The sequence below is a fragment of the Hymenobacter caeli genome (genome assembly GCF_013294115.1).
Lineage (GTDB): Bacteria > Bacteroidota > Bacteroidia > Cytophagales > Hymenobacteraceae > Hymenobacter > Hymenobacter caeli.
On the sequence record NZ_JABSNP010000003.1, the window covers coordinates 34,986 to 51,639 of the forward strand.

The 16,654-nt window shown below is 68.0% G+C and carries 12 protein-coding genes; 4 read left to right on the plus strand and 8 right to left on the minus strand.

Annotation, left to right across the window (positions count from 1 at the left end; all coding sequences use genetic code 11):
* Positions 1-81 precede the first annotated feature (81 nt).
* Positions 82-2,700 carry a glycosyltransferase family protein gene (locus HNP98_RS03645; RefSeq protein WP_173808702.1) on the minus strand — a complete coding sequence of 873 codons (2,619 nt, stop codon included), beginning with the start codon at positions 2,698-2,700 and terminating at the stop codon, positions 82-84.
* A gap of 132 nt (positions 2,701-2,832) precedes the next feature.
* On the opposite strand from HNP98_RS03645, the gene HNP98_RS03650 reads away from it, so the two are divergent.
* Both HNP98_RS03650 and HNP98_RS03655 read left to right on the plus strand, forming a co-directional pair.
* Positions 2,833-3,843: a glycosyltransferase family 2 protein gene (locus HNP98_RS03650; protein ID WP_246274959.1), complete on the plus strand. Its 1,011-nt coding sequence runs from the start codon at positions 2,833-2,835 to the stop codon at positions 3,841-3,843.
* A 3-nt stretch (positions 3,844-3,846) separates the two neighbouring features.
* A complete protein-coding gene (locus tag HNP98_RS03655; RefSeq protein WP_173808703.1) occupies positions 3,847-4,647 on the plus strand; it encodes a carbohydrate deacetylase in 801 nt (266 codons plus the stop codon).
* Positions 4,648-4,876: 229 nt separating this feature from the next.
* Here the strand turns inward: HNP98_RS03655 and HNP98_RS03660 are convergent, their stop codons facing one another.
* From HNP98_RS03660 to HNP98_RS03690, 7 genes are all read right to left on the minus strand, one after another.
* Complete coding sequence (locus HNP98_RS03660) at positions 4,877-6,526, minus strand: FAD-dependent oxidoreductase (protein ID WP_173808704.1); 1,650 nt, start codon at positions 6,524-6,526, stop codon at positions 4,877-4,879.
* Positions 6,527-6,583: 57 nt separating this feature from the next.
* A complete protein-coding gene (locus tag HNP98_RS03665) occupies positions 6,584-7,978 on the minus strand; it encodes a sensor histidine kinase (RefSeq protein ID WP_173808705.1) in 1,395 nt (464 codons plus the stop codon).
* A gap of 95 nt (positions 7,979-8,073) precedes the next feature.
* Positions 8,074-9,372 (minus strand): hypothetical protein, encoded by a 1,299-nt coding sequence (locus tag HNP98_RS03670; RefSeq protein WP_173808706.1) that lies wholly within the window; start codon positions 9,370-9,372, stop codon positions 8,074-8,076.
* Between the two features lie 38 nt (positions 9,373-9,410).
* Complete coding sequence (locus HNP98_RS03675; protein ID WP_173808707.1) at positions 9,411-10,355, minus strand: lysylphosphatidylglycerol synthase transmembrane domain-containing protein; 945 nt, start codon at positions 10,353-10,355, stop codon at positions 9,411-9,413.
* Positions 10,356-10,568: 213 nt separating this feature from the next.
* On the minus strand, positions 10,569-12,233 hold the full coding sequence (locus HNP98_RS03680; RefSeq protein ID WP_173808708.1) for an ArnT family glycosyltransferase: 1,665 nt from the start codon (positions 12,231-12,233) through the stop codon (positions 10,569-10,571).
* A 75-nt stretch (positions 12,234-12,308) separates the two neighbouring features.
* Positions 12,309-13,157 carry an alpha/beta hydrolase gene (locus tag HNP98_RS03685; RefSeq protein ID WP_173808709.1) on the minus strand — a complete coding sequence of 283 codons (849 nt, stop codon included), beginning with the start codon at positions 13,155-13,157 and terminating at the stop codon, positions 12,309-12,311.
* A gap of 130 nt (positions 13,158-13,287) precedes the next feature.
* Positions 13,288-14,217: a LysR substrate-binding domain-containing protein gene (locus tag HNP98_RS03690; RefSeq protein WP_173808710.1), complete on the minus strand. Its 930-nt coding sequence runs from the start codon at positions 14,215-14,217 to the stop codon at positions 13,288-13,290.
* 277 nt (positions 14,218-14,494) lie between these two features.
* Here HNP98_RS03690 and HNP98_RS03695 point away from each other — a divergent pair, with 277 nt between their 5' ends.
* Together HNP98_RS03695 and HNP98_RS03700 are read left to right on the plus strand one after the other, a co-directional pair.
* Complete coding sequence (locus tag HNP98_RS03695; protein WP_246274960.1) at positions 14,495-15,646, plus strand: SPFH domain-containing protein; 1,152 nt, start codon at positions 14,495-14,497, stop codon at positions 15,644-15,646.
* Entirely contained in the window at positions 15,647-16,609 is a 963-nt protein-coding gene (locus HNP98_RS03700; protein ID WP_173808712.1) for an NAD(+)/NADH kinase, read from the plus strand.
* The last annotated feature ends 45 nt before the right edge of the window (positions 16,610-16,654 follow it).

Here is a 16,654-nt window from a genome sequence, read left to right on the forward strand (position 1 = left end):
TGAAATAAATAACCAGGCCGTCATGCTGAGCGGAGCCGAAGCATGACGGCCTGCGTGTGACGGTGGCCTGATTATACGGGATTATGCAGCTTCCTCTGGCTTGCGCCGGGCCACGTAGGCCCCGGCCCCGAGCAGCACCAGCAGCACGCCGATGCTGGCGGCCAACGACACGGCGTTGCCGGTGGCGTACTCTTTGGGCTCGAACTTGAAGTCGATTTTGTGGGCCCCGGCCGGCACCTGCATGGCCCGCAGCACGAAGTCGGCGCGGAAGTAGGGGGCCGGCTGGCCGTCGAGGTAGGCGTTCCAACCGTCGGCGTAATAGACTTCCGAGAACACCACGGTGCCGGGCTGGGCGGCGCTGTAGCGGTAGGCCAGCGCATCGGGGGCGTAGCTGGTGAGGGCGATGGTGGCCGTGGTGTCGGCGTAGGTGGCGGCCCGCACGGCGGGGAATTTCACGTTGTCCACCACGGCGGTGCGGCCGGGGTTGAGGGTGGTTAGGGCGGCCATCTCGGCGTCGGGCGTGGCCACGGGCTGCACCTGGCGCACGAACCAGGCGTTGCCCAGGGCCCCGGGGTTGCGGATGACGGGCTGCTTCTCGTTGCCGGTGAGGTAGTAGCGGGTGTTCAGCATGTTCAGGGCGGGGGTGCGGGTGAAGTCGCCCCCGCTCGGGCTGAACAGCGCCTGCATCTCGGGCGAAATTTCGCGCTCAATCAAGTCCTGGTAGCGGCGCAGCTTGGCCCCGTGGTAGCCCCCGATGCTCTTGTGGAAGTACGAGGTCTGGGCCTCGTTGAACGGGTTCTGGATGTTCAGCACCCGGTAGCTCAGATCTTTATCTTGCAAAATGGCCTGGTCGGCCGCGCTGGGCTGGAAGCTCTGGGCAATGGTTTCCGGCTGGAAGTTCTTCTCGCCCACGTAGCGCTTGTCCACGCTCCACAGGTCCACCAGCACCAGCAGCGCCACCAGCGCGGCGGCCGGGGCCAGGCCGATTTTGCCCTTTAAATAGAAGTACAGCGTGCCCAGCGCCAGGCCCACGAAGAGCAGCCCGCGCCACACGTCGTTGCGCAGCAGCTCGGCGCGGTCGGCGCGCAGGGCCCCCAGCAGCTGCGGCGTGAAGCCCTGCTTGGTTAGCTCGGCGTCGACGGGGGCGGCAAAGCTGAAGCTGAAGCTGGCCAGCCAGGCCAACACCAGCACCCCGGCCGTAACGGCCCCGGCGTAGAGCAGCTGGCGCAGCCGCGCCTGGGTTTCGGGCGAGCCGGGCAGCGCGGCCGGGGCCCCCGCCGCGGCCCGGGCGGCCTTGGCCAGCGCCGGGTGCACGGGTGCCACCGGGGCCCCCAAGGGGCCAACGGGCATCGCTACGGCCCGCGGCCGCAGGATGCGGGCCAGGGCCAGCGCCGCCAGCAGCGGCATGGCCAGCTGCGCCATCACCAGGCCCATGCTCACGGCGCGGAAGCTGCGGTAGCCGGGCAGGTAGTGGAAAATCAAGCTGTTAACCGACTCAAAGTTCTTGCCCCAGGCCAGCACGAACGAAACCAGCGTGCCGGCCAGCAGCCAGTAGCGGGTGCGCCGGTCCACCACGAACAGGCCCAGCACGAACAGGAAGCACACCACCACGCCCACGTACACGGGGCCGGCCACATAGCTCTGGTCGCCCCAGTAAGTGGGCATCTGCGCCGCGGCCTGCGGGTCGGCCCCCAGGGTGCCCAGCTCGCGGGCGGTGTTCGAGTCGGGGCCCAGGGCCATGCTGCTGCTGCCGCCGTAGAAGTTGGGCACGAGCAGCGTCATGGTTTCGCCCACGCCGTAGCTGTAGGCAAAGGCGTAGTCCTCGTCCTGCTGGGCGGCGCTGGCGGCCGGCGCTTCGCCGGGCGCGGCGGGCAGGGCCTTCAGCTCCGACGGGGCCCGGTTGCTGAACTTGCTGTACTCGTAGGTGGTGTAGAGGCGGCCGAAGCTGACGCCCACCGCCAGCAGGCCCCCCACGGCCAGCAGCGCCACCCGCTGCCCGTAGGCCGGCAGCCGGCCGGCGCGGGCCGCTGCTACCAGCTCCACAATGCCGTAAATAACCACCAACAAACCAACGTAATAGGTAATCTGCGGGTGGTTGGCCCGCAGGTTCAGCGTGAGGCCCACGGCAAACAGCGCGGCCCCCAGCCACTTGTCGCGCCGGAACGTGACGAGCAGCCCGCCCAGCACCAGCGGCGCGCAGGCCAGGGCCACCGACTTGGTGTTGTGCCCGGCCAGCAGAATGGCCAGGTTGTAGCTCGAAAAGCCCAGCGCCACCGCGCCCGCCACCGCCACCAGCGGCGGCAGGCCCAGGGCCACGCCCAGCACGTAGCCGCAGAGCAGCGCCAGGAATAGGTTCGACACCGCCGAGGGCAGGCCCAGCGTCAGGGCCTTTTGCAAGTACAGGGTCAGGTCGCCGGGGAAGTGCACCGAAATCAGGTAGGTCGGCATGCCCGAAAACATGGAGTTGGTCCACAGCGGCTCGTGGCCGTTGTGCGTCACCACCCAGTTGCGCACTTCCTGGGCCCCGCCCTGAAACTGGGCGATGTCGTGTTGGGCCAGTGACTTGCCTTCGAACACAATCGGGGCGAAGTAAACGCAGGCCAGCACCACGAAAAATAGCACCGCCAGCAGGTGGGGCAGCGCCCGCTGCCACAGCGGCGCGGTACGAACAAGAGGAGCAGAAGCAACAACGGCGGCCATCGGGGCGGGGTAGGGTAAAAGAAACCGGGCCCGAAGGTAAGGTTTGCGGATTTAGGGCCCCCGGGGGCCGGCCGTTCCGCGCCCCGGGCCCCAGCCGTACCTTTGCCAGCCGTTCCTTCGCCGCCGCTGCCCATGCCCACCAACCTCCCGATGGCCCCCGCCACCCCGCCGCCCTTCGACGCCGACGAGCTGATTTCCATCGTGGTGCCGCTCTACAACGAGGCGCAGAGCGTGCGCACCCTGGCCGGCCAAATCGTGGAGGTGATGGAAACCCACGGCTTCCGCTACGAGCTGATTCTGGTGAACGACGGCAGCGCCGACCAAACCTGGGGCCACATCAGCGCCCTGGCCGCCGCCAACCCGCGCATCATCGGCCTCGACCTGGCCGGCAACTACGGCCAGACGCTGGGCCTGCGCGCCGGCTTCGAGCAGGCCCAGGGCAGCATCGTGGTGGCCATGGACGGCGACTTGCAGCACGACCCGGCCTACCTGCCCGAGTTCGTGCGCCTCATCCGCGCGGGCTACGACATGGTGGGCGGGGCCAAGAGCAAGCGCCCCGAAGGCTTCCTCAAAACGCTGATTTCCAACGGGGCCCACAACATCATCAGCCGCCTGTCGGGCGTGAAGCTGGAGTACTTCGGGGCCACTTACAAGGCCTACCGCCGCTACCTGCTCACCAACGTGGAAATGCTCGGCGACGCCCACCGCTTCCTCGGGGCCCTGGTGGCCCGCAAGGGCGTGCGCTACATCGAGTTCCCCATCGAAATCCGGGCCCGCGCGTTCGGCGCCAGCAACTACGGCCTCAGCAAAGTCTTCAAGGTCATCGTCGATTTGCTGATTTTGCGCTTCACCGTGGTGTACGCCCGCAAGCCGTTCCGGCTGTTCGGCGTGCTGGGCATTCTGAGCCTGCTCATCGGCGGGGCCCTCACGTCGGGCTTCCTCATCGGCTCGGTATTCTTTCACGTCAACATCGCGGCCCGCTTTCCGATGGAGTTCATCTTCAGCTTGTTTCTCATCATGGGCGGCATCTTTCTGCTGAGCTTCGGGGTGCTGGCCGAAATCGGTACCTACACCTACTTCGCCCGCCGCAACCGCCGCCCCTACGTGCTGCGCCACGTGGCCGCGCAGGCCGTGGAAGCGTAACCGATGCGCCGCCTCATCATCAACTGCGACGACTACGGCTGGGACGCGCCCGCCACCGCCGCCATCCAGGAGCTGGCCGGTCGGCGGCGCATCAGCAGCACCACCGTGATGGCCAACCTGGCCACCGACGCCGACCTGCGGGCCCTGGGCCCCCTGCAAGCGCACGTCTCCACCGGCCTGCACCTCAACCTGATAGACGGGCCCCCGCTGAGCCGGGCCTCGGCCGTGCGCACGCTGCTGGGGCCCGACGGGCAGTTTTTCAAGGGCCAGCAACTGCTGGCGCGTTTCCTCGGCGGGCGGGTGCGGGTGAGTGAGTTGGAAGCCGAAGTGGTGGCCCAGCTGGCCCGCCTGGCCCGGTTCGATGTCCCGGTGTCGCACGCCGACAGCCACCAGCACCTGCACTTGTACCCGGCCCTGGGGCCCGTGCTCACGGGCATCCTGCGGCGGCACGGCATCCGCCGCCTGCGCCGCTGGAGCAGCCAGCCCGGCTACGCCCTGCGCGGCCAGCTGCTGAACGCCTTCGGGGTGGCCTCGCGCTACGGCCTGCGCGGGTTTCGCTCGCCCAACGCGCTGGTGGCCGACTTCTCCGCCGCGCAGGACGCCACGCTGCCGCTCTTCGCCCAGGGCCTGGCGCGGGCCTTCCGCCGGGGCCCCCTGGTCGAGTTCATGACCCACCCGGCCCTGACGAACCGCGAAACCTCTTACTTGAACCGGGTGGCCGAGTATGAGTTCTGGCGCGACGAAGCCTGGCCCGAGTGGCTGGCTGCGAACGAGATACAGCTGGTACGCTACGACGCGGTTTGAGTTAAAAGTTGGGAGTTAGAGCGGTTTTCAAGTTAGTGTACCGGGCCCTGTAAAACGGAGTGGCACTCCGTTGCCGTGCGAACGTTAAACGGAGTGCCACTCCGTTCTACAACCACGCGAGAAGCAGCTGTACACGGACTTGGAAACCGCTCTAAAAGTTAAAAAGGTATCAGCTGTTCTAGCGGCTGATACCTTCTTAACTTTTAACTCTCAACTTTTAACTCACTCCCTACTCGTCCAAGTACTGGTGCACGAACTTGATGGCCGTGGAGCCGTCGCCCACGGCGGCGGCCACGCGGGCCATGGCGCCGGCGCGGCCGTCGCCGGCGGCGAACACGCCGGGCACGCAGGTTTCGAGGGCGAAAGGCTCGCGTGGGCGCTTCCAGCTGGCGGCGTAGCGCGGGTCGGCCACCAGGTCGCGGCCGGTGAGGACGTAGCCTTTGCCGTCGCAGATGACCGTGCCGCACACCCACTCGGTGCTGGGCTTGGCCCCGATGAACACGAACAGGGCCCGGGCGGGCCGCTCCTCGGTTTGCTCGCCCATTTGCAGCACCACGGCTTCGAGGTGGCCTTCGCCCTTCACCTCCTTCACCTGGGCAAAGGGCAGGATTTCGATGTTCTCAGTGCCCGCAATCTGCTCAATTAGATACGCCGACATGCTGCTGGCCAGCGACTTGCTGCGGATGACGATGAACACCCGGCGGGCGTAGGAGGCCAGGTACATGGCCGCCTGCCCGGCCGAGTTGCCGCCGCCCACGATGTACACGTCCTGCTGGTCGCAGGAGCGGGCCTCGGTGCGGGCCGCCCCGTAATACACGCCCGCCCCGCTGAGCGCGTCGATGCCCGGCACCTCCAGCTTGCGGTAGCTGACGCCCGTGGTGAGCACCACGGCGCGGGTGCGCACCTCGCTGCCATTGCTGAGGGTGAGCACTTTATAGCCATCCTGCACGCACAGGTTGGTTACTTCCTCGGCCAGGAACTCGGCCCCCAGGCGCACGGCTTGCGTCCAGGCGCGGTGGGCCAGCTCGGTGCCGCTGAGGCCGGTGGGGAAGCCCAGGTAGTTCTCGATGCGCGAGCTGGTGCCGGCCTGCCCGCCGGGGGCCTCGCGCTCGATGAGCAAGGTTTTCAGGCCCTCCGAGGCGCCGTACACGGCCGCGCCCAGGCCCGAGGGCCCCGCGCCAATCACCACCACGTCGTACAAATCGCCCGAGGGCTGCGTGAGCAGGCCCAGGTACTGCGTGAGGTCGGCGCGGGCGGGGCGGGCCACGGCGTGGCCGTCGGCGTACACCACCACGGGCAGGTCGGCGGCTTCAAATTCGGTGCTTTCGAGCAGCTTGGCCGCGGCGGGGTTGGTTTCAAAATCGAGCCACTCGAAGGGCACCATGTAGCCGGCCAGGGCGCTCTTGACGGCGTGCGAGAGCGGCGACCACTGGAACCCAATCAGCCGCAGGCCCTGGAAGGCGGGCTTGTGCTGGGCCTGCCAGGCCCCCAGCAGGTCGTGCAGCGTGGGGTAGAGCAGCTCCTGCGGCGGGTCCCAGGGCTTGAGCAGGTAGTAGTCGAGCCGGGCCCCGTTGATGGCCCGAATGGCGGCCTCGGTGTCGGCGTAGGCCGTGAGCAGCACGCGCTTAGCGTCCGGGAACAGGGCCCGCGATTTTTCCAGCAGCTCCACGCCCTCCATGCCGGGCATGCGCTGGTCGGCCAGCAGCAGGGCCAGGGGCTCGGCGCGGGTTTGCAACTCGCGCAGGATGGCCAGGGCCCCGTCGCCCGAATCGGCCCGGAGCACGCGGTAGTCGCGGCGGAACTCGGCGCGCAGGTCGCGGTCGATGGCGTTGAGAACCTGCGGGTCGTCGTCGACGGCCAGGATGACGGGTTTTTTCATGCAGAAAGAAGGCCGCGCAAAGCAGGCCGCTAGGTCGGAGGAAAAGGAAGAAAACGGCTACGCCACCGGCAGCCAGGCGCAAAACTCCGTGCCCTGGGGCCCCGACGTTACTTCGAGCCGGCCGCCGTGGTTTTGGATGATGCGCTGGGCAATGTCGAGGCCCAGGCCGCTGCCCTCGCCGGCCGGCTTGGTGGTGTAGAAGGGCTCGAAGATGTGGGGCAGCACGTCGGCCGGGATGCCGGGGCCGTCGTCGGCCACGCACACCTGTACGAAGCCCGGCACCCGGCGGGTGCGCAGCGTGAGGCCGCCGCCAGGAGGTAGCGCGTCCACGGCGTTGTCGATGAGGTTGGTCCACACCTGGTTGAGGCTGCTGACCTGGCCGCGCACCGGGGGCAGGTCGGCGGCGTAGTCGCGGGTGAGGCGGATGTTTTTGGCCCGTAGCTGGTAGCCAAAGATGTTGAGCGTGCTCTCGAGCCCGGCCGCCGCGTCGAGGGGCGCGAAGTCGCCGCCGCGGTCCATGTGCGAGTACGTTTTCACGTTGTCGACCAGCGTGCTGATGCGGCTGCTGGCCTCCTGCACGTCGCGCAGCAGGCCCTGGGTGCCGAGCTGCCCTTCGAGCCAGGCGAAGGCGGCGGGGCGGGCAGCGGGCGGCAGCAGCGCGGCTACTTCCTCCAGCTCGGGGGCCCCCAGGCCGGCGGCCAGCAGGCCCCCGGCCAGGGCCGAGCCGTCGGGCACGGCCTGGGTTTCGAGCCAGTCGGCCAGCGCGTCTTCCTGGTCGGCCCGGGCCAGGGCCGAGGCCGTGGGGGCCCCCGCCGCGGCGGGCCGCGGGTGGGCCAGCGCGGCCAGCGCGTGCAGGGCCTCGGGGGCGGGGCAGTGGCCGGCCAGGGCCGAAAGCAGGCCCGGCTGGGCCCCCAGCCGGGCCCCCAGCGTGGCGGCGGCCCGGCTGATGGCGGCGGCGGGGTTGTTCAGCTCGTGGGCCAGGCCGGCCGAGAGCTTGCCCAGGGCCCGCAGCTTGTCGTCGCGCTCCTGGCCGCGGGTCTGGTCGCGCACCCGGTCGCTCATCAGGGCCACCAGGCGCTGAATCAGCTCGGGGCTGGTGCGCTCCAGCTCGGGGAATAAGTCGCGGTGCAGCAGCAGGATGCGCGTGTCGCCCACGGCCACGCCCCGGCCGCCGATGGTGCGCAGCCGCGAGTAGGGCAGCACCCCGCTCACCTGCCCGGCCTCGATGCGGAACACCGGCTCGGCGCGGCCGTTGCGCTCGGCATAAAATTGGAGGCCCCCCGCCAGGATGGCCATCATGTACTGGGCCGCGTCGCCGGCCTGCACCACGGTTTCGTCGGGGCCGTAGCGGCGGTTTTCGCCGTGGGCCAGCAGCCAGGCCAGGGTGTCGTCGGGCAGCCCGGCAAAGGCCGTGACGGCGGACAAATCGGCGGCGGTGAGGGGGGCGGGCATGGCGTGTTTTGAAGGGGTAGTGGGCCGCGGCGGTTCGGCCTTGCGCCTGCCCGCCGGGATGACGACGCTGGGGCCCCGCCAATGTTTTAAACCCGTCAGTCGCCGCCAGCCACGCGCCGGTAGCGCACCTGCCGGGGGTTGTGCGAGTCAACGTAAAAATCAAACTGGGGGCCCACCGTCGAGAGCATGAACCTGACTTCGCCGGCCCGCCGCGGGGCCCGAAATTTCTCCAGCTGCTTCAAGGGCAGCTCCACTACGGCGGCCGGGTGGCTTTTGGGGATGAGAAATATGCTTTGCTCGCCGTTGAGGAAGTAGTACGTGCGGCTGGCGGCCACGAAGTGCCGGGGCAAGGAGTACGATAGCTCCTGCTGCCACCCCGGGTACCGAAAGCTTTTCAGCACCCGCCCACCGGTGCTCATGACAAAGGCATTCAGCGCCCGGCGTTGGGCGGGCGTGGTCACGAGTTCCGTGGCGTCAAAAGCAGCCGTGACGCGGGCCCCCGGCACCGGCGAATCTAATACGTTAGGGTTGGGGGCGTGCATTGTTTCGGCTGGGTAATGTACTTCCTGCCAGGTGCCGTATTCGTACACGACAAGCAAGGCGGAATCCGTTAGAAAACGGGCCCCAATGAGGTGGGCGGCGGGCTTTACCAAACTGAGAGGCCGCCCGTGGGCGCGTAGCACTTCCGAGCACGTCAGCGCGGCTTGGCCGCCGGGCGCGAGCACGGGGTCGCAGTCCGGATTGCCGCTGCCGTAGTCGCCGCTGCTGCTCACGGTGCGCAGCTGCCCTTGCCTGCCAAGTGCAACGGCTGCCCGGCCCCCCACGTCGGTTTCGGGGATGACGAAACGGTACGAAAACAGCAGCGCGTCCAGGGCCGGGCTGTAGCCCAGGTACAACGGCCGCGAAGGCTCGCTGGGCACGAGCACGTCGTTCGCCACGGCTTTCGTAAAATCACGCTTGCGCAGCTGCCGCCGAAAAACGGTTTTGTGGCCGCTGGAATCGCGCAGTGATACTACAAAGCGCACGTCGTATCCCCGCACCGAAGCGGTGTCTGCCTGCCCATTGGTCAGCTCTCTTCCCGCGTCGGGCCGGTACGAAAGCGGCCGGGCCGAGTCCGCGAAGGCTTGCAGCAGCAGGCGGTAGTGCCGGGAGCCGATGCGCACCAGCGAATCAGCCGGCGATTCTTCTGCGCGAAGCTGCGCGGTGCAGTCCACCGTGTCGGGAGCCGGGGCCACCGCCGGGGCCCCGGCGGGCCCCGCAGCTACGGGAGGCGGCGCAACTGTCGGCGGTCGCTCGGTTGTGGCCACGGTGGGGCGCGACTCGCAAGCCGCCAGCAGCAGCCCGGCTGCTACCAGGAGCAGCCCAGCCGTTGGAATGAATGAGGTTCTGCCCATGCCGCTAAGGTAGGAAAAGGCCCGGCGGCCCCCGGCCGCTACGGCGCGGGCGCGGCCGGGCCCTTAAAGCTGAACACCGCCCCGGGCAGGGCCACCGCCGCTGTGATGAGGTAGAACGTGAGGCTGACCGTGACCGACACCGCCGCGTCGAGGTGCAGCACCCGGGCCCCCAGCACGAAGGTGACCTCCCGGGCCCCGATGCCGCCCACCGTGAGCGGCAGCACCGCCACCACCGACGAGACGAGAAAAACCACCAGGTATTCCACTATATGCCCCGTAAGACTTGTGATAATCACTGTGTGCGCCGCTACGTCCGCATTGCTTGCCTGCGCGTGGCTTGTAGTACCAACACCAGCCAGGATGGCCCACGCGCACAGCACCTGGGCCCCCTGCACGCCCAGCCCCAGCCACCCCGCCCGCCCGAATAACGGCTGGAACTCGGGGAAAAACCGGCCGCTGGCCCAGTAGCTGGCCGCCACGCCCACCGGCACCCCCGCCAGCACCAGCCCTCGCCAGGGCAGCGGCACGACCGGCACGAAGGCCAGCAGCACGCCCGCCAGCACGCCCAGGGCCAGCACGCCGCTCACGCGGTCGAGCAGCAGGGCCCGCACCAGGGCCGTGGTTTTGCCGGGGAAGCGCTGGCGCAGCAGGTACACCTTGTAGCCGTCGCCGCCGATGCCGCCGGGCAAAAATAGGTTGTAGTACATGCCCAGCCAGTACAGGCGCAGGTTTTCGCCCTCCGAGAGCGGCACGCCGATGGCCCGGAAAAAGTAGTTGAGCCGCCGCGCCGACAGCCACTTCGACGCCGCGAACAGCCCCGCCGCCAGCGCCAGCCACCCCGGCCGCGCCGCCGCCAGCACCCGCCGCACGTCGCGCACGCCGATGTGCTGAAACACGAAGTAGAACGCCCCCACCACGAACAGCAGCTTGGCCCCCAGTACGAGGGTGTGGCGCAGCTTCGGGTGGCGGGAAAGGAGGGGCATTTTTTGGTGCTTGGTGCTTGGTATTGATTTGCTCGTTGTCAGCTACTTGCGACAAATAGCAATTCCGAAGCCGTTGTGCCGAGCGCAGCCGAGGCATCTCGCGTGCGGCAGTAATCCAATCCATGCAACGAGGCACGCGAGATGCCTCGGCTGCGCTCGGCACGACGGCTTTCTTGATGTGTTTTTTAAAAGATAAGTCTGACGGCTAAGAACTTAACGGTGGTAGCTTGGGTCGATGTAATCGGCAGGGGGGCAGTTGCCCGGCCCGGTGCCCGGGGCCGGCTCCGCGTCGTCAAACTTCACCAGGTTGAGGTGGATTTGGCGGTCAATTACGAAGTCGAAAAATCGGTGGTAGCGCCGGCCGTTGAGGTAGCAGTCCTCGGTCAGGTAGTAGGCGTTCGGGTCGGTGGGGGCGGGCGCGGCGCGGGTGATGGTGCCCCGCTCGCGGGTGATGTAAAAGGCCTCGTCGTTGTCGAGGCGGCTGCCCTTGTACACGTACAGCGGCTGGCCCTTCGTGAGCCGGCCCACCCGGATGCTGGCCGCGCGGTAGGGCACGACGGCGTTGGTCTTGTAGCGGGCCGGCAGCACAAACCAGTTGAAGCCCACCCGCAGGCACAGCAGGTAGGCGCACAGCGTCACGAGGCGCTGCGCCGGCAGCGCGTAGTAGAGGTAGGCCAGCGCGGCCAGGGCCCCGAACACCAGCGCCGTCTTGCCGTACAGGCCCGGCACGTCGGCGATGCGCGGGATGAACGGCGGCGCGAGCAGCGCCAGGGCCACCGCGGCCAGCACCAGCGTCAGCACGCCGTCCACGACCCGGTTTTGCCAGGGCCGCTGGGCCTGGAAATGGTCGTAGAAGTAGATCATCACCGTGATAAGCAGCGGGATGAGCGGAAACAGGTAGCGCGGAATGGTGGCCGGCGAGAGCCAGAAAATGGGCGTCAGGGCCAGGAAGATGACGGCGTTAAACTTGAGAAACGGGTGCGCCTGCACCACCTGCCACCAGCCCCGCCGCACCAGGCACACCACCAGCAGCGTCCAGGGCGCGAACCAGCCCAGGAAATCGAACGGATAGGCCAGCACGTGCCGCACGGACTTCAGCAGCGGCTGCGCGGCCACCGTGCGCTGGCTCGACTGGTCCCAGAGGGTGTAGAAGTAATCGTGCAGCGAGTTGTAGCGGCTGTACACCAGAAAGTAGCTGCCCACGAGGGCCACAAACACGCCGATGCCCAGGAAATGAGCCCCCGAAAACAGCCGCTTGAAATTGCCCGTGTACCAGCAAAACACCACCAGCGTAATGCCCTGGAACGCAATGGACGGCAGCCCTTTCAGCATGAAGCCCACCGCCGTGAGGGCGTAGGTGATGGCGAACAGCCGCCGCCACTGCCCCTTCTCGGCGAAGTAAAACACGGCCGCGAAGCCCAGGTAGGTCACCCAGGCGTGCAGCGTGTCGATGAGGCCCTGGAAGGCGTCGTAGAACAGCATCCGCCCGCAGGTGATGAAGGCAAACGCCGCCACAAACCCCAGCCGGGGCCCCAAATACCGCCGCACCACCGCAAACAGCGTGGCCGCGTAGCCCAGCAGCGAGAGCACCGTGGGCAGCCGCACCACCAGCTCCGACTGGCTGCCGGTGAGGTTGAACAGCCCCAGCAGCAGCCAGTTGTAGAGCGGCGGCTTGTTGTAGTAGTACACCCCTTGCAGCGTCGACACAAAGTAGTTGCCCGAGTCCTTCAGCTCCAGCGCCACCAGGGCCCGGATGGGCTCGTCGACTTGCAGCGGCAGCAGCCCCAGGTGAATGAACAGCGCCGGGCCCAGCACCAGCAGGCACAGCACCATCAAGGCCCAGGGGCGCTGCTGAAACCAGGAAGCAAACGACGACATGCGGAGCGGGCGGGGCGGGGTAAGGCCGCAAAACTACGGCGCTGGGCAGTAGTGCGGCGGCGGGCCGCCGGGGCCTCACTTGGCCGGGCCGGCGGGCCGGGGCCCCAAAACCGCGCGGAACGCCTGCAAGGCCGCGGGGTGGTAAATCGTGGCGTGGGTTTCCTGCGGCAGGGGCGCGTAGTGCCAGGCCAGGCCGTGGCCGGCGGGGCCGGCCAGCACCTGGGCCAGCTGCCGGGCGTCGGCCACGATTTGCGGCTCGCTGCTGGTGGCCAGGTACAGGGTTTTGGGCGGGCCGGGGCGGGCCCGCAGCAGGGCCCCCGCCTGGTGCACCAGGTACGCGTTGTTCCACCACAGGCTGGGGTCGAAGGCGAGGTAGGTGTCGAACAAGTCGGGCTCCAGCAGCAGGGTTTCGACCACGAACAGCCCGGCCAGCGACTCGCCCACCACGGCCGTTTCCGCCGTGGTGCGGTAGCGCCGCCGGACGTCGGGCATCAGCTCGGTGCGGATGAACTGCCGGAACGCCGCCGAGCCGCCCACGCGGGGCGCAATTTTGCGGTCGTCGGGGTTGGCGGTGGGGCCGGTCAGGTCGCGCCGGCGCGCCGTGTTTTCGATGCCCACCAGCAGGAACGGCCGCATGGTGCCGTTGCCCACCAGCACCTGCACCAGGCCCGCCACGTGCAGGAAATCTTCCTGCAAGCCCCCGTCGGGCATGTACAGCACGGGCAGCCGCAGCGCGGCCGAGTCGGCGTAGCCCGGCGGCAGGTACACGTTGATGCGCCGGGTTTCGCCCAGCACTTTCGACGGCAGGGTGAACGTCTGGCCTATGGCCAGGGGCCCCGCTGGGTTTTGGGCCCCCACGCTGCGGGCCGCCAGTAAAAACAAGCACGGCAGGAGCGCGCGGAACAGACGGCGGAATCTAAGCATATTTCGGTGGGCGGAGCCAACGCGCCACTCCGTAGAAATTTATAGAAGAAGCTATTAGCATTAACAAGGCGGTCATGCTGAGCTTGTCGAAGCATGACCGCCTTATTGACTTTTTAGTCAACCCAAACACTTACCGCCAGCGCACCTTGGCCCCCGACTGCCCGGCCCACAGGCGCTCGGGCACGCTCTCCAGGATGAGCTGGCGCAGGGCCGTGAGCAGGGGCAGGCGCACGAAGCCGTGGTGCACCACCAGGCTCACCTCGCGCACGGGCTGGGGGTCGGCGAAGCGCTTCACCAGCGGGTTCACGTCCACCTCGTCGAGCACGGCCAGCTCGGGCACCAGGGTGTAGCCGTGGTGGCGGCGCACCAGCTCCTTCAGGGTTTCGATGGAGCCGCTCTCGTAGGTCACGTGGGCGTCGGGGTCGGTGGCGGCCCCGCACAGGTTCAGCACCTGGTGGCGGAAGCAGTGGCCCTGCTGCATCATCCACAAGCCGGGGGCCTGGAGGTCGGCGGCGGCGATGTGTGCCTTGCCGGCCAGGGGGTGGTCGGCGGCCACGTAAGCCAGAAATGGCTCGTCGAGCACGGGCAGCTCGCGCAGCTGGCGCTCGTCGAGGGGCGTCACGAGCAGGCCCACGTCGAGGCGGTGGTCCTTGAGCTGCTGCATGATTTCCTCCGAGCGCAGCTCCTCCACCCGCACCTGCAGCTGCGGGTAGGCCGTGGTGAGGCCCACCAGAAAGCGCGGCACCAGGTAGGGCGCCAGCGTGGGGATGACGCCCAGCCGCAGCTCGCCCACCATCTCGCCCTTCTCCACCTGCACCAGCTCGCGCAGCTGCTGGGCCTCGCGCAGCACCTGCCGGGCCTGGGCCACCACCTTCACGCCCACGGCCGTGGGCTCGGCCCCGCGCTGGGTGCGGTCGAAGAGCAGCACGCCCAGCTCCTCCTCCAGCTTTTGCAGCTGTACGCTCAGCGCCGGCTGGGTCACGAAGCATTTCTCGGCCGCGAGGCCAAACTGGCGGTGGGTATCCAGGGCCACGAGGTAAGTGAGCTGTTGCAGGTTCATGCTTCAAATATAACGCCTACTTATAAAATAATTTTAAAAACAGACTTTGGTTATAGGTGTTCGGGGCGGCTATTTATTCCCTGCTCCTCCGTGCCAGGGGCCCCGGCGTGGCCGCCGGGCTGCGGGTGGCACTCCGCCCCGGGCCTGCAAGGATTTGTTGAACAGTAAGTTATAAGTACGTAAAAGCTAATCTGGTGCTTTGGGGCGGCTTTATGGTTAGGCGGTGGACCGGGGGTGGCGGGGGCGTTGGTTAGCCGAACGGTAGGGCTACTTTTGCATGGTTCACGCTGCATTCAACCCCTTGCTTATGTTCGGCCTTAGTTATGCCAAGTTCGATTCCATGACCTACGTCATGCAGTACCGCAACGGGCAGCTGGTGCGCGAGGGGCGGGGGCTGGCCTTCTTCTATGGCACGCTGGGCAGCTCCATCGCGGCGGTGCCGCTGGGCTCGAACGACCTGCCCTTCATCTTCAACGAAACCACGGCCGACTACCAGAGCATCAGCATCCAGGGCCAGCTTACCTACCGCATCACGCAGCCCAAGCAACTGGCCGAGCTGCTGGACTTCACAGTAAACGGCAGCGGCATCTACAAAAAGAACGAGCTGGAAAAGCTGAACCAGCGCCTCGTGAACGAGGCCCAGACCGCCACTTCGGCCTTCGTGCACAGCCTGGGCCTGAAGGATTCGGTGCGCTCGAACAAGGCCATTGAGGCCGAGATTGTGGCCGGGCTGCGGGCCTCGGCGGCGGTGGCGCTGCTGGGCATCGAGGTGCTGGGCGTGAACATCCTGGCCGTGCGGGCCACGCCCGAGATGGAGCGGGCCCTGGAGGCCGAAACCCGCGAGCGGCTCCAGCAGGAGGCCGACCAGGCCGTGTACGAGCGCCGCAACTTCGCCGTGGAGCAGGAGCGCCGCATCAAGGAAAGCGAGCTGAACACGGACATCGCGGTGGAGGAAAAGCGCAAGCAGATCGACGAGAAGCGCAACGAAACCCAGCTCCAGCGGGCCGCCAACGAGCGCCGGCTGCGCGAGCTGCAAATCCAGGCCGACATTGCCGTGGAGGCCAGCCGCGCCCAGCTGTTGGAGCAACAAACCGCCAACGAGCGCCTGGCCGCCGAAACCCAGGGCTACGTGACCGAAACCACCCTGCGGCCCTTCCAGAGCCTGGACTGGCGCACGCTCACGGCCCTGCAAAACAACCCCAACCCGCGCCTCAACATCGCCCTGGCCTTCCGCGAGCTGGCCGAAAACGCCGCCAAAATCGGCACCCTCAACATCACCCCCGACCTGCTCGACGGCCTGCTGGACCGCGACGGCGGGCCCGGCAGCGCCGGGGGCCCCCGCCGCAACCGGCCCGCCGACGGCAGCGACGCCGAGGCCCCGCGCCGCGACAACCCCGGCCCGAACCCGCCCAAAAACGGCCGCCGCTAGATGAGCGCCCGGCTTGAATACGCCATCGTCGTCAAAGCCAAAACCCGCTACGAGACGCTGCTGGAGCGCTTCAACACGGCGGGGCAGGCCCGGTTTTACCTCAGCCGAGCCAGCGCCAACGCCGGTACGGCCACCGATGGCGCGGCCGAATTCGAGGAGTACGCCCAGGAGCACGCCCGCATCGCGGCGGCCGTGGCGCAGGTGCAGCGCGAGCTGACGGGCGTGGTGAAAAGCAAAATCGTGGAGCGGGCCTTCCTGCCCTCGTTCCTATTTGCCGACAACCAGCTGGTGATTGTGGTGGGCCAGGACGGGCTGGTGGCCAACGCCGCCAAGTACGTGCGCGGCCGCCCGCTGGTGGCCGTCAACCCCGACCCCGACCGCTACGACGGCGTGCTGCTGCCCTTCCGCCCCGACACCTGCCGCGCCGCCGTGCAGCGCGTGCTGGCCGGCCGGGCCCCCACCCGCACCCACCAGCTGGCCGAGGCCGTGCTAAACGACGGCCAGCGCCTGCTGGCCTTCAACGACCTGTTCGTCGGGGCCGCTTCGCACGTGTCGGCGCGCTACAAAATCAGCTTCGCCGGGGCCCAGGAGGAGCATTCCTCGTCGGGCATCATCGTGGCCACGCCGGCCGGCAGCACGGGCTGGCTCAGCTCCGTCTTCAACATGACGGCCGCCGTGGAAGCCTTTTCGGGCGGCGACGTGCGGCTGGCTGCCCCTCCCCGGCCGCTGGACGACGAGCTGCTGTTCGTGGTGCGCGAGCCGTTTTTGAGCCGGCGCACGCAGTGCGGCCTGGTGGCCGGCCGCCTGCGCCCCGGCCAGCCGCTCCAGCTGGAGTCGCTGATGCCGGCCGGGGGCGTCATCTTCTCCGACGGTGTGGAGTCGGATTTCCTCGGTTTCAACGCCGGGGCCGTAGCCACCATCGGCCCGGCCAAAGAGGCAGCCCAGTTGGTGCAGCCGGGGTAGCCCGGGTAGCCGGATGTTTCTGGGCGGCTAGGCCATCATGCCGAG